The organism is Anaerotignum lactatifermentans DSM 14214, from assembly GCF_900142265.1.
Classification (GTDB): domain Bacteria; phylum Bacillota; class Clostridia; order Lachnospirales; family Anaerotignaceae; genus Anaerotignum; species Anaerotignum lactatifermentans.
In genome coordinates this window covers 1-13,671 of record NZ_FRAH01000081.1, presented here as the reverse complement: position 1 = coordinate 13,671, position 13,671 = coordinate 1, and the positions used below count along the sequence as shown (strand labels likewise).

At 44.0% G+C, this 13,671-nt stretch carries 16 protein-coding genes; 15 read left to right on the top strand and 1 reads right to left on the bottom strand.

Going from position 1 to position 13,671, the window contains the following annotated elements; genetic code table 11:
• The 4 genes from BUB35_RS15705 to BUB35_RS15690 form a co-directional block, all read left to right on the top strand.
• A partial coding sequence (locus tag BUB35_RS15705; protein WP_200777622.1) for a transposase occupies nt 1-232 on the top strand: 232 nt, incomplete at its 5' end.
• A gap of 143 nt (nt 233-375) precedes the next feature.
• Nucleotides 376-582 (top strand): hypothetical protein, encoded by a 207-nt coding sequence (locus tag BUB35_RS19125; protein ID WP_072853281.1) that lies wholly within the window; start codon nt 376-378, stop codon nt 580-582.
• Complete coding sequence (spo0A, locus tag BUB35_RS15695; protein ID WP_072853280.1) at nt 566-1,450, top strand: sporulation transcription factor Spo0A; 885 nt, start codon at nt 566-568, stop codon at nt 1,448-1,450. The genes BUB35_RS19125 and spo0A overlap by 17 nt, the downstream gene beginning before the upstream one ends.
• A 118-nt stretch (nt 1,451-1,568) precedes the next feature.
• Nucleotides 1,569-1,862, top strand: coding sequence for a DUF6514 family protein (locus BUB35_RS15690; protein WP_072853279.1), 294 nt, complete (start codon nt 1,569-1,571; stop codon nt 1,860-1,862).
• Nucleotides 1,863-1,946: 84 nt separating this feature from the next.
• Here the strand turns inward: BUB35_RS15690 and BUB35_RS15685 are convergent, their stop codons facing one another.
• Nucleotides 1,947-2,207 (bottom strand): hypothetical protein, encoded by a 261-nt coding sequence (locus BUB35_RS15685; protein ID WP_072853285.1) that lies wholly within the window; start codon nt 2,205-2,207, stop codon nt 1,947-1,949.
• A 183-nt stretch (nt 2,208-2,390) separates the two neighbouring features.
• Between BUB35_RS15685 and BUB35_RS15680 the strand changes: the two genes are divergently transcribed.
• From BUB35_RS15680 to BUB35_RS15630, 11 genes are all read left to right on the top strand, one after another.
• Complete coding sequence (locus BUB35_RS15680; RefSeq protein WP_072853278.1) at nt 2,391-2,603, top strand: zinc ribbon domain-containing protein; 213 nt, start codon at nt 2,391-2,393, stop codon at nt 2,601-2,603.
• 249 nt (nt 2,604-2,852) lie between these two features.
• Nucleotides 2,853-4,961 (top strand): glutamine synthetase III family protein, encoded by a 2,109-nt coding sequence (locus tag BUB35_RS15675; RefSeq protein ID WP_072853277.1) that lies wholly within the window; start codon nt 2,853-2,855, stop codon nt 4,959-4,961.
• A gap of 491 nt (nt 4,962-5,452) precedes the next feature.
• Entirely contained in the window at nt 5,453-6,133 is a 681-nt protein-coding gene (locus BUB35_RS15670) for an ATP-binding protein (RefSeq protein ID WP_072853276.1), read from the top strand.
• Between the two features lie 29 nt (nt 6,134-6,162).
• Complete coding sequence (locus BUB35_RS15665; protein ID WP_072853275.1) at nt 6,163-6,378, top strand: 4Fe-4S dicluster domain-containing protein; 216 nt, start codon at nt 6,163-6,165, stop codon at nt 6,376-6,378.
• Nucleotides 6,379-6,397: 19 nt separating this feature from the next.
• Nucleotides 6,398-7,456 carry a 3-methyl-2-oxobutanoate dehydrogenase subunit VorB gene (locus tag BUB35_RS15660; RefSeq protein ID WP_072853274.1) on the top strand — a complete coding sequence of 353 codons (1,059 nt, stop codon included), beginning with the start codon at nt 6,398-6,400 and terminating at the stop codon, nt 7,454-7,456.
• The gene (locus tag BUB35_RS15655; protein ID WP_072853272.1) at nt 7,456-8,208 is read left to right on the top strand and encodes a thiamine pyrophosphate-dependent enzyme; all 753 of its coding nucleotides are present in this window, start codon (nt 7,456-7,458) and stop codon (nt 8,206-8,208) included. The genes BUB35_RS15660 and BUB35_RS15655 overlap by 1 nt, the downstream gene beginning before the upstream one ends.
• Before the next feature lies 1 nt (nt 8,209).
• Nucleotides 8,210-8,770 carry a 2-oxoacid:acceptor oxidoreductase family protein gene (locus tag BUB35_RS15650; protein WP_072853270.1) on the top strand — a complete coding sequence of 187 codons (561 nt, stop codon included), beginning with the start codon at nt 8,210-8,212 and terminating at the stop codon, nt 8,768-8,770.
• Nucleotides 8,771-8,957: 187 nt separating this feature from the next.
• On the top strand, nt 8,958-9,374 hold the full coding sequence (locus tag BUB35_RS15645; RefSeq protein ID WP_159432903.1) for a cell division protein ZapA: 417 nt from the start codon (nt 8,958-8,960) through the stop codon (nt 9,372-9,374).
• A 128-nt stretch (nt 9,375-9,502) separates the two neighbouring features.
• On the top strand, nt 9,503-11,926 hold the full coding sequence (locus tag BUB35_RS15640) for a U32 family peptidase (RefSeq protein ID WP_072853283.1): 2,424 nt from the start codon (nt 9,503-9,505) through the stop codon (nt 11,924-11,926).
• 4 nt (nt 11,927-11,930) lie between these two features.
• A complete protein-coding gene (locus BUB35_RS15635) occupies nt 11,931-13,313 on the top strand; it encodes an FtsW/RodA/SpoVE family cell cycle protein (RefSeq protein ID WP_072853266.1) in 1,383 nt (460 codons plus the stop codon).
• Between the two features lie 86 nt (nt 13,314-13,399).
• The coding region (locus tag BUB35_RS15630) for a helix-turn-helix domain-containing protein (RefSeq protein WP_143185476.1) at nt 13,400-13,671 on the top strand (272 nt) is incomplete at its 3' end.

Genomic DNA, 13,671 nt, shown 5'->3' with positions numbered 1-13,671 from the left:
ATTTATGGGATACTTAAAAGGAAAAAGTGCAATGATGATATTCAATCGTCATGCAAATCTGAAGTATAAATTCGGAAATAGGAATTTCTGGGCAACAGGATATTATGTAAGTACAGTCGGTTTAAATACAGCAACGATTCAAAAATATATCAGAGAACAGGAAAAACAAGATCAAATTGAAGATAAGTTGAATACAAAAGAGTATGAAGACCCTTTTAAGGGTAGCAGATAATCATACCACCAAGGCTTGAACGAAGTGAAAGCCAGCGTCATTTAGGCGCTGGCTCTTAATAAGCCCTTATAGGGCTAGTGCAAACCACGTCTTTTAGGCGTGGTTATGATTTTTCACGAGAGTACATTGCAGGTGGAAAACCTGTGGATTGCGTCATGAAATGTCATGTTTTTTGCCTGAATAACATTTTTTCTATGTCCTTTGCTAAAAATGAACAGGAAACAGCAATTTGGCAGGCGTATATGGATGGAAGCACATACCCGCATTATAATAGGCTTACGCAAGGGGAAGTTTCCGAAAAAAACAAAAGGATAGATGGGGGTTTTTATTTTGATGCAAGTGAGAAATAAAATACGGGTAGTCATTGCAGATCGAGATCTGTTCTATCTGCAGAAGCTGAAGCTTTGTCTGGAGCGGCGCGGCGATATGGTAGTTGTAGGCATGGCTGATAATGGTCCGGCGGTATTTCAGATGGTGCAGGAAAGCGCGCCGGATGTGCTGCTGATGGATGTCATTTTGGGGGAAAAAGATGGTGTCTGGGTGCTGGAACAGATGAAGGCGCAGAAAAAAGAGTGTGTGTGCATTATGATTTCTGCGATCGACAGCGATACAGTGGTACGCCGAGCAGTTGCTATGGGTGCAGATTATTATATGGCAAAACCCATACAGGGAGAATTGCTGCTGGAACGAATCCATCAATTGACAGAACCGATTCGTTCTTATGAGGGCAAAGAAAAGATTTGGACAGTACAACGAGAAGAACCTGTTCCAGAACACCATCAGGTGTCTGGATTGGAAGCTGAAATTTCTTCTGTGCTCAGCCGTATGGGGGTACCTGCCAGCATCAAAGGATATCATTTCATCCGACAGGCAGTGATGATGGCAGTAGAGGATGCCGAAGTGATGGTTGGCATCACCAAAGGACTGTATCCTGATATTGCACGGATGTATCATACTTCTGCCAGCAAAGTGGAACGAGCAATCCGTCATGCAGTAGAGAGTGCATGGAAGAAAAACGGCAGACAGGTGTATTTTGAAATATCTGGCTATCATATGATAGAAAAGCCAACAAATGGTCAGTTTATTGCTATATTGGCAGAATACTTCCGTATGCGCTATGGTCAGTCTTATCGAATGGCGCCTTATCGAAATCAAGAGGCAAAAAATCAAGGTGGATCTAATTTACAGGCGGAGGATAAGCTGCTTTTATTTTCCTGAGATATAAAGAAAGCGTAAAGAGTGTGATAATCCGTATTATTAACGGAATTTTTATGGCTTTTTTGCATAATGATTTCTATAATTCTGTTAAAGAATCATTGTGGAAGGGGCGAGGAAAATGGAACGGCGCATGTTATGGGAAAAACAGATTGCAGATGAAAAGAATCACAAGTTTACATTGCAGTATTTCTTGCTGGTACATCCCGTTCCCAAGGGGGAAAATGTGTACGGTGTTGCCATTGATAAGATCAGTGGTGGACAAGTGCTGGAACGGGAAGAAGTTTCTGGACTGTCTGACAGACAGGAGGAAATGGAAATCTTTTTACAGAAATTATGTCAGGGAGATGCGTTCCCTGTGGAATTGGCAGAATTGGGGGATGACTATATTTCCGCAAAAGAATTTATCTGCTAAGAAAATCATTGCAATTCATTACAAACATAAAAGCACGAGTTTCCATGGTTTATAGGAATCTTCGTGCTTTTTTATTTACGATGTTCAATATTTTTTTAAGAGCCATTTCTGACTGCCGCTGTTATAAGTGACTTCGTAAATGTGCTCTTGTCCGCAGATATGGCTGGCGCAGCGGAAAGAAAGGGTGGGAGTGCCGCCAAACATATTTTTTTCGGTTTGCAAAATTCGTCCGATGCGAATGACAATGGATTTCCCATCTTCTTCTATGCGAAAGCGTACAGGTGTGACAACACCTTCTTTCGATGTCCAAGAAATCATATCAATTTGTTTATTCAAAAGCTTCATGGCAATCCCTCCAGTCTTATTATCTTTATTATATACGAACATATGTTCTTGTTCAAGAGGAAAATATGGGAAAAGAAATTTTTTCAGAAGCATGACAAATTTCTTAAGATAAGGAAAAGGTTATTGTGCTTTTGAATTGTTTTTTGTATGATAAACAAAAATAGAAGAAAAGGGGGAGCAGACATGGAAAAAATGCAGTTTGTTTGTCCAAAATGCGGATGTCATGAATTTGTGCAGGACCAGTTCCAGGCTACTGGCGGCACCATGGCAAAATTATTCGATATTCAAAATAAAAAATTCATTACTATCAGCTGTGAAAAATGCGGATATACGGAAATCTATCGGGCAGAAACATCCACAGGAGAAAATATTCTGGATTTCCTGATCGGAGGCTGAAAAACTGTGTAAGAAGAGTGAGAACAGTGTGGCTGAAAACCATGCTGTTCTTATTTTTTTATGCAAAAAAGGAAAGGGTACATTGGAAAAATCACGAAAAAATGGAAGTGGAATGGAAAAAAGGTGATGGTTTCGCTGTTTTTTACGAAGTAAAAGTAAAATCGTTGCAAAATGAAAACCAGATTTGTATAATGTAACTATCATGCTTATAAGGAAATACAACTGTATGGAAGGAGAAAGTAACGGCGTATGTACGAAAAAGTATCAATTCCAGAAATTTTTGGCATGAATGTATTCAATGATTCCATGATGCGGGATCACTTGCCAAAACACGTGTATGAAGAACTGAAAAAGACCATTGAACGAGGCGAAATGCTGAATTCTTCCATTGCGGATATCATTGCCAATGCTATGAAAGATTGGGCAATCGAACGTGGTGCGACACATTACACCCACTGGTTCCAGCCCATGACCGGCATTACCGCGGAAAAACATGATTCCTTTTTGGCACCTCCTGTCAACGGCAGAGCTATTATGGAATTTTCCGGCAAAGAGCTGATCAAAGGGGAATCCGATGCATCTTCTTTCCCTTCCGGGGGACTGCGTGCCACATTTGAAGCAAGGGGCTATACCGCTTGGGACTGTACCTCTCCGGCATTTTTGCGTGAGGATGCAGGCGGCGTAACATTATACATCCCCACTGCGTTTTGCTCCTACACAGGGGAAGCGCTGGATAAAAAGACACCTCTGCTGCGTTCCATGGAAGCAGTCAGCAACCAGGCTATGCGTATCTTGCGTCTGTTTGGCAACACAACAGCCAAAAAGATCAGCGTATATGCCGGCGCAGAACAGGAGTATTTCCTCATTGACCGTGAACTGTATAATAAGAGAAAAGACTTGATCTTTACAGGCAGAACATTGTTTGGTGCGGCGCCTCCCAAAGGGCAGGAACTGGATGACCATTATTTCGGCAGCATCAAAGAAAGAATTGCCTGCTTTATGCATGAATTGAATGTGGAACTGTGGAAACTGGGTGTTTCCGCAAAAACACAGCATAATGAAGTAGCGCCTGCACAGCATGAATTGGCGCCTATTTTCAGCGACTGTAACACAGCAACAGACCATAACCAGCTGATTATGGAAGCCATGAAACGTATTGCCAGCCACCATGGTTTGGCGTGTCTGCTCCATGAAAAACCCTTTGCCGGTGTAAACGGCAGTGGTAAACACAACAACTGGTCCATGGGTACTGATGACGGACAGAATCTGCTGGATCCTGGTAAGACACCTCATGAAAACGCACAGTTCCTGATTTTCCTGACAGCTATCATCAAAGGTGTGGATCAGTATGCGGATATCCTGCGTGTGTCTGCTGCCAGCCATGGCAATGACCATCGTCTGGGTGCGGCAGAAGCGCCTCCGGCAATCATTTCCATTTTCCTTGGGGATCAGCTCCAGGATATTTTCGACCAGATTGAACATGGGGAAGCAACCAGCAGCTTGCAGGGCGGTAAAATGCGCGTAGGCGTAAACACACTGCCTTACCTGAACAGAGATGCTACAGACAGAAACAGAACTTCTCCTCTGGCATTTACAGGGAATAAATTTGAATTCCGTATGCCGCCTTCTTCCGGCTCTATTTCCGGTCCCAACTTTGTATTCAATACCATCGTTGCAGATGCTTTGAAGGAATTTGCAGATCAGCTGGAAAAAGCAGAAGACTTTAACGAAGCCGTACACGATTTGATTCGTGACACATATATTGCTCACAAACGGATTATTTTTGACGGCAACGGTTATTCCGAAGAATGGAAACAGGAAGCTGCTCGCAGAGGTCTGCCCAACATCAGCAACACTGTGGATGCAATTCCTGCGCTGATTACAGATAAAGCCATCAGCCTCTTTGAACGTCATCATGTATTGAGCCGTCTGGAACTCCACTCCCGTGCGGAAATCAATTATGAAGCATATATCAAACAGATTAATATTGAAGCAAAGACTATGATCGACATTGCTTCCAAACAGATTCGTCCCGCTGTGCTGAAATATGCAGGCAGTGTGGCACAGTCCTTGGCAGCTATCAAATCCGTAGGCGGAGATACTTCTGTTGCAGAAGAACTGCTGCAGGAAATCAATGAAAATATTGTGCAGTTCCATAAGGCACTGAAACATCTGGAAGAAGTGGCAGAACAGGCACAGCTGCTTCAGGGCAGCAGCCGTTCTCAGGCTGTATTCTGCCGTGACTACGTCTTTGAAGCCATGCAGGCGCTGCGTGTTCCCGCAGATGCGCTGGAAATGCTGGTGGATGAAGATGTATGGCCTTTCCCCACTTATGGAGAATTGCTGTATAATATCTAATACAATATTGTAAGACAACTTTATAAAGGGAATTTGAAACCTCACCTTTTTTTCTGTAGGAATATGGAAAAAAGGTGAGGTTTTCTGCATTTTTGGCTATTATCGTAAAAAGATAAAAACAAGATAAGATGTAAGACAAAGTGGCAAAAGATATAAAGAAAATGTATCTTTTCTGAAAAAAATATAAATAGTTTACAAATGAAAAAAGAAAATAGATAGGAAATTGCCTTATAAATGAGAGCATTTTTCTCGGGTTTTATGTTTTTTTTTCAATGCTTCCCAAAAAAAATGTTAAATTTCTTGCAAAGTGGAAAGAAGTGTGTTATTATGTATACATAAAGCAGAAGAAATCGGGTGGATTTGCATAAAGAATGAAAAAATGAAACATTTAAATTATGCATTTAACCCAGTTGATTTGATAGATTATAAAAAATGACCAAAAAATATATCATTTATTCTATATGCATTATCGAAAAGTAGAGGTGGATAAAATGGTTTCTAATGACAAAAGAATCCGTATCATCACAGGTCACTACGGTAGTGGCAAAACAGAATTCGCAGTCAATTATGTGACTGCTCTTCGGGAACAGACCGAAGGAAAAGTAGCCATTGCCGATTTGGATATCGTAAATGTTTATTTCCGCTCCCGCGAAAAGAAGGCAGAACTGGAAGAGAAGGGGATCATGGTGATCGCTTCCAATATCGAAGGAGCCGGCGCAGACGTGCCTGCTGTTTCCGGTGCGATGACAATGCCTGTTACCAACAAAGAATTCCAGTATGTGGTTGACTTGGGCGGCAACGATGTTGGCACCCTGGTTCTGGGAAGAATGAAACCCCTTCTGCACCCGGAGGAAACAGACTTTTTTATGGTAGTCAATACATATCGTCCCAATACCTCTACACCGGAAGGTGTGATCGAACAGATGGAAAATCTGGAGTATGCTTCGGGATTGAAAGTGACTGGCTTCATCAATAACACAAATCTGGTTCGCGAAACAACAGCGCAGTGTCTCGTAGAAGGAGATGCGATATTGAGAGAAGTAACCAAACGTACAGGCGTCCCTGTAAAGTACGTAACTTATGTTGAAGAACTTTTGACAGAAGGCGTACCGGAAGGGCTTGCAGGGGAATTGTTCCCTATGAAGTTTAATATGCGGAAAACCTGGATGTAAATTCAAATATTTATGGAGGTGTATTTTGAATGGCAAAAGGTAGAGTAACAATCGATGAAGTGATCTGTAAAGGTTGCGGTCTTTGTGTTTCTGTTTGTCCTAAGAACGTACTGGCTCTTTCGACAACAAAAATCAACCCCGCAGGTTACAATCCCGCAGAAATGGTAGGCGAAGACTGTATCGCTTGCACAAGCTGCGCGAAAATGTGCCCTGACTGCGCAATCACAGTAGAAAAGCTCGACTAATAAGGGAGGAGGAACATCAATGGCAAAAGTTTTAATGAAAGGCAACGAAGCAGTTGGTAAAGCAGCGATTGAGGCGGGTTGCAGATATTTCTTCGGTTATCCCATCACTCCTCAGAGCGAAGTACCAGAATATTTATCCAGTGAACTGCCCAAAGTAGGCGGTACATTTGTTCAGGCAGAATCCGAAGTAGCAGCGATTAACATGGTTTATGGCGCAGCAGCAGCAGGCGCACGTGTTCTGACCAGCTCTTCTTCTCCCGGTATCGCACTGAAACAGGAAGGTATCGGTTATATCTCTAACGCAGGTCTGCCCGCAGTTATCATCAACATGATGCGTGGGGGTCCGGGTCTGGGTACAATTCAGCCCGGTCAGGCTGACTATAACATGGCTGTTAAAGGCGGCGCAAACGGTGACTACCACAACGTAGTACTGGCACCCGCATCCGTTCAGGAAGCAGTTAACATGGTTATGGAAGCTTTCGATATCGCTGATATGTACGGCATCCCTGTAATCGTTCTGGCAGACGGTCTGATCGGTCAGATGATGGAACCTGTAGAATTCAACTACGTTCGCAGAGAAGGTATCCCTGAAAAAACATGGGCTCTGACAGGTAAAGGCAAAGGCGAAAGACACAACATCAAAAACTTGGTTATCGATCCCGACGATTGCGAAAACTGGAACCATGAACATTTTGAAGTTTATGAAAAAGTTGAAGCAAACGAACAGGCTTGGGAAGAATACCTGCTGGATGATGCAGAATATGCTTTCGTTTCCTATGGTACAGCATCCAGAGTTGTAAGAACAGCTATCGGTTACCTGAGAGCTGAAGGTTACAAAGTTGGTATGCTTAGACCTAAAACACTGTGGCCTTTCCCTCAGAAAGCTTTCGATAAATGGAATGGTCAGATCAAAAAATATCTGGACGTAGAAATGTCTATGGGTCAGATGGTTCCCGACGTTGCTTATGCATGTAACGACAAAAACAAAGTAGCATTCCACGGCAGAACAGGCGGTAACGTACCTACTGTTGACGAAGTGGTTGCATTCGGTAAAGAAGTTATGGGAGGTGACAAATAATGGCAGTTGTATTCGAAAAAACAAAAGCGTTAACTGATGTCAAATTGCATTATTGTCCTGGTTGTGCACACGGTATCGTACATAGACTGGTAGCAGAAGTACTGGAAGAACTGGGCGAAGTTGAAAACGCAATCGCTTGCGTACCCGTAGGTTGTGCTGTATTTGCAAACAACTACTTCAACTTTGACGCTATTCAGTGTGCACATGGTCGTGCTCCCGCAACAGCAACAGGTATCAAGAGAGTACATCCTGACAAAATCGTTATGACATATCAGGGCGATGGTGACTTGGCTTCCATCGGTACTTGTGAAATCGTTCATGCAGCAGCTAGAGGCGAAAAAATCACAACAATCTTTATCAACAACGGTATTTACGGTATGACAGGCGGTCAGATGGCTCCTACAACACTGCCCGGCATGAAAGCTACAACAGCTAAAGCTGGTCGTGATCCTAAAATCAACGGTAACCCTCTGCGCGTTTCCGAAATGCTGGCTACACTGACAGGTCCTGCTTACATCGAAAGAGTAAGTGTTTCCACACCTGCACAGGTTACAGCTGCTAAGAGAGCAATCAAAAAAGCTTTCGAAATTCAGAAACAGGGTCTGGGCTTCACATTCATCGAAGTTGTATCCAGCTGCCCTACAAACTGGGGCTTGACACCCGTAAAAGCTATGGAATTCGTAAGAGAAAAAATGATCCCTTACTATCCTCTTGGCGTATTCAAAGACATCACAGCAGAGGAGGGCAAATAATATGAGTACATTTTCTTCTATCATTGCAGGTTTCGGTGGCCAGGGCTCTTTGCTGATGGGTAAAATCATGGCTTACTCCGGTATGCTGGATAACAAAGAAGTATCTTGGTGTCCTTCTTACGGTCCCGAAATGCGTGGCGGTACTGCTAACGTAAACGTAATCATCTCCGACGAAGGTATCGGTTCTCCCGTTATCACAAAAGACGCTGACTGTGTAGTAGCTCTGAACCAGCCTTCCCTGGATAAATTTGCACACGTTGTAAAAGAAGGCGGTTCTCTGGTTATCAACGCTGACCTGTGCACAACAGATCATCTGGATGTTAAAGAAGGCGTAAAAGTATATTCTGTTCCTGCTAACAGAATCGCAACAGACGCTTTCGGCGGATCCAAACTGGCTAACCTGGTAATGCTGGGTGCAGTTGTTTGCGCAACAGGCGCAATCAAAGTAGAAGGCATGGACGATACATTCGCTCATGTATTCGAAGGTGGTAAAGCTAAATTTATCCCCGACAACAAAAAAGCATTTGAACTTGGTTTCAACTATGCAAAAGAAAACTGCTAATTTCAGATAACTGAAAGTGCATATCACCCCCGCATTGGGTTTTCCCAGTGCGGGGGTTCTTTTATAAAAAAAGATTTCTTCCCTATGTGATTTATGGTATAATAGATTGAATACAAATGAGCATATATCGGATCGAACACAAGTTTCATTTTGTTTTGCCGAAAAGAAAGAGGGGAGGCAAATGGCTGTGAATAATAAAGTGAAAATTACGATTGATGGGAAATCCTTTACATTAATGGGACCGGAAACAGAAGAACATATGATGCAGGTTGCCGGATACATCGATCAAAAGATGACAGAAATCAGAAAAAACTCAAAAGCTGTGGCAATTGACAGCAGTTTGGCATATATTTTGACTTCTATTAATGTGGCAAATGATTATTTCAAAGAAGTCAAGCAGCATTTGGAACAGGAAGAAACCATGGAAGAACTGCGGCTGCAGGTTATGTCAGAAAAAGCAAAAACAGCAGAATTGCAGGAACAGATCGAACAGTTAGAACGGGACAAAAGAAGACTGGAACGGAAACTGCAAGAGTATCAGGCGGAAGAGGAAGCTGCAAATGAGGGGCTCCATACTTCGAAAGTACGTCCCAGAAAAAGATAAAATATGACAAAATAGCAGGGGATTTTTGACGGGTGCAAAAAGAAAAAAACTGCTATTTTTCCTTTTGCATCAAAAAATTTGAAGAAAAAACAGAGATACATTCGTTTCAAAGAGAAAGGGGAAAAGATATGCCTTTTAGAAAAAAACCAGAACTGCTGGCGCCTGCGGGGTCCATGGAAAGCCTGAAGGCTGCTGTGCAGAATGGCTGTGACGCCGTTTATTTAGGCGGAAAATTATTCAGCGCCAGACAATATGCGGGAAATTTTTCTCTGGAAGAATTGGAAGAAGCTTGTGACTATTGTCATCTGCGCGGTGTGAAGGTATATGTTACAGTAAATACAGTTTATAAAGATAAAGAACTGCCGGAATTTATCCAGTTTATTGGAAAACTGCATTGTATGGGCGTAGATGCGCTGATCATGCAGGATGCTGGGGCTGCAAAACTGGTGCGGGAACATTACCCCGATTTCCCCCTCCATGCCAGCACACAGATGACATCCAATTCTTTGGCAGACGTGAATTACTGGTATGAACAGGGCTTTGACAAAGTGGTTTTGAGCAGAGAACTGACTTTGCCGGAAATCCGTCACATCACAGAGCAGACTGGTGCGGAAGTGGAAACATTCGTTCATGGCGCGCTCTGCGTTTGTTACTCCGGTCAGTGTATCATGAGTAGTATGCTGGGCGGCAGAAGCGGCAACCGTGGACGTTGTGCCCAGACATGCAGACTGCCTTATACCCTTTACTGTGGATATGATAAGGTGGCAGAAGGTCATTTGCTTTCTCCCAAAGATATTGCGACAGTTTCTATTTTGCCAGAACTCATCGAAGCGGGTATTGCTTCTTTGAAAATCGAAGGCCGTATGAAAAATCCTGAATATGTGGCAGGTGTCACACGGATTTATCGGAAATATATCGACATGTACTTCGAAGATCCAGAACACTATGAGGTTTCTCTGGATGATATGAAAGAACTGACCCAGCTGTTCAACCGCGGCGGTTTCACAGAAGGGTATTATACTTCTCGTGGCGGTCTGGATATGATGAGTGTGGAACGTCCCAAAACATGGGGGTTAAAAGTGGGTATTGTGGATAAATACCTGCCTCAGCATAAAAAAGTAGTTATCCGTACCAGAGAGCCGCTGGTTCCCGGTGACGGTATCGAAGTTTGGACCAGCCGAGGCCCTCATGTAGGCTGTCAGGTGACAAAACATTCCAAAGCAGGGGAAGTGATCACTCTGACGCTGGAAGGGGATATTGAGAAAAACGACGTGGTTTATCGTACCTATGGCAAGGCGCTCAACGATGCCTTGCAGAAAACATGGGAAAAAGAAACTAGAAAACTGCCGATTTATGGTGTTTTAAAGGCAAGAAAAGGAGAACCATTGGCGTTGCAGTTGTGGGATAATATGGGCAGCAGCGTATATGTGACTGGGGAAGTGGTGCAGGAAGCTACGAACCAGCCCACTGCTGTGGAAAAATTACGCCAGCAGATTGAAAAAATGGGTGCAACTCCCTTTGCGCTGGCTGATCTGGATGTACAGGCAGACGAAAATATATATGTAGGCATCAGCAACTTGAACCAGCTCCGTCGTGATGCGGCAGAAGCTCTGGAACAGGCAATGCTGAAAAAGACCAAACGGAAAAACGCAGAACGAGGAGAAGCGCCTCGTCAGGCAAGAGAACCTCGTCTGCTGAAAAAGAAACTTCATGTGCTGGTAAGCAATCTGGAACAGCTGGATGCGGCTGTGAAACAAAAAGGCGTGGAGCGTATTTATGTAGAATCTACTATGGAACTGGAAGAGCATTTGGCAAATGTCATTGAAAAATGTCATCGCTATGGTGTGGCATGTTATGCGGCATTGCCTCGGGTAGACAGGGAACGTCCTGAAGACGAAAGCAGATTGCAGCGTTTCCTGGAAAGCGATTTGGATGGTTTCCTGGTGCGTTCCGCAGGTCAGCTTGGCGCAGTGAAAAATTCCGGTAAGAAAATCACAGCGGATTATAATCTGAATGTGGTGAACCGGGAAGCAGTGCTGTTCTGGCAGGAACAGGGGGCAGACAATGTATGTCTTTCTGTGGAAAATAATCTGCAGGAAATTCGTGCAATGGCGGATAGTTCCTGTGAAATGGTGGTTTACGGCTATCTGCCTTTGATGACAACACAGCAGTGCCCCATCGGGAACTTTGCTGGAGAAAAACACAGCGGTCAGTACTGTAAGAAACGTTGGAATCAGGATCTGTACTTCCTGCGTGACAGAAAAGGTGAAAAATTCCCGCTGATGACAGACTGTGAACGGTGTGTATGTTCCATTTTGAACGGGAAACCTCTGTTTGCATTGAAGTTTTATGATGAAGTGCTGGATAACGCAGTGGGGAGCGTTCGCCTGAACTTTACAAAGGAAGGTCCGGCAAGGGTGGAGCGCATTGTGCGGGCTTACGCCGAAATGACAAAAGACACTGCGCATTGCAGTGCGGAAACAAGAGCTCTTTTGCAGCAGATGAGCGAAAAAGGCAGTACAAAAGGGCATTTCTTCCGTGGAGTGGAGTGAGGATATGTTTGATTTGATTATTATGTTGAGCAGATATCTGTTCGTCATATATATCGGACTGTATCTGTGGGAAGCCATTGTATATATCGCATACGAACAGGGCGGCTATCTGGGCAGCCCTTATCGGGCGGTATCTGTACAGCGCAGATTGGTTGTGCTGATGCATCTGACGGCATTCCTGATTTTGTCCTATAATCGGGACACCTATCTTTTTGACTGGCAGGCATTGCTTTTTGGTGCCATATCGCTGGTGTTTTTGCTGGTAGCCATTCAGCTGCTGGATCGATTTTACTATGAAGGCTGTCCGTTGATCTGGACAGGGATGCTGTTTCTGATGGATGTGAGCCTTATCATGCTTCAGAGAGTAGATCCGGCATTGGCTCATAAACAGCTGGTATGGATGGCTCTTGGGCTGGCAGGCATGCTGGCATTGCCATCTATTTTACGGCTGATTCCCAGATTTGAAATTTTTGAATGGGCATACATCATTGTTTGTTATGGACTGCTGCTGTTCACACAGATTTTCGGTGTGGAACATGGCGGTTCCCAGAACTGGTTGGAAATTGGCAGCATCAGCTTCCAGCCTTCCGAACTTGCCAAGTTCTTGTTCATATTCTATCTGGCAAGCGTTTTCAGAAAACGTGTGGAACTGCGGGAACTGCTCATCACTGGCAGTTTGAGTGCCGGCGTCGTTATTTTGCTGGTACTCCAGAAAGACCTGGGCAGCGCCCTGATCTTCTTTATGACCTTTATGACTATGCTGTACATCGCTACATCTAATGAAGTGCTGTTTTTGCTTGGTATGGGGGCAGCCAGCTTTGCGGCTACCATTGCTTATAAACTGTTTTCTCATGTGCAGGTGCGCGTGGCAGCATGGCGTGACCCTTGGGCAGACATTGACCATGGCGGCTATCAGATCGTTACTTCTTTGTTTGCCATTACCACATACGGACTTTTCGGCAGCGGCTTGACAAAAGGTATGCCAGTCAGCATCCCCGTTGTAGAAAGTGACTGTATTTTTGCGGCAATCTGCGAGGAATTCGGTGCGCTCTTTGGCGCAGGCATTATTTGTATTTTTATTATGTTGTTATATCGCGGAATCCGTATCACACTGGACTGCACCAGAAGATATTACAGCCTGCTGGCAGTAGGCTTTACAGCTATGATTGCTTTTCAGGCATTTGTCATCATCGGCGGCGTTATCAAACTGATTCCTCTGACTGGGGTTACACTGCCTCTGGTTAGCTACGGTGGTACTTCCGTACTGGTGAGTCTGATGATGTTCGGCATTTTGCAGTGGGTTTGCGTATATTGCGAACAGCATAGCCAGGCTGCGGCAGAACCTGTGCAGCAGCATTATGTAGAAAGGAGATACGCCGATGAATAATATGAAAAAAAGCGTCAGACGGATCTTGAACTGCACCCCATTTGTTAGACAGTATGATATACTGAATAACAAGTGGGGTGATTTTTATGCCAAAAGGAGTACCAAATAAACGATATACACCAGAATTCAAGCAACTGGTGGTAGAAACGATGCGGGAAGAAGGTCTAAGTCTCAGTGAAACCATGAGAAGATTTAATATCAACTGTCTCGGTATTATTAAGCGCTGGGAGTGCATCTATCTTGAGGAGGGTCCAGAAGGTTTAGCGGTAGAACGACGGGGACGTAAAAATACAGGACAGCCAGCAAAGCTGCCTAAAGAGATAGAGGAAGATTTGATTGCGGAAAATCAACGGCTGCG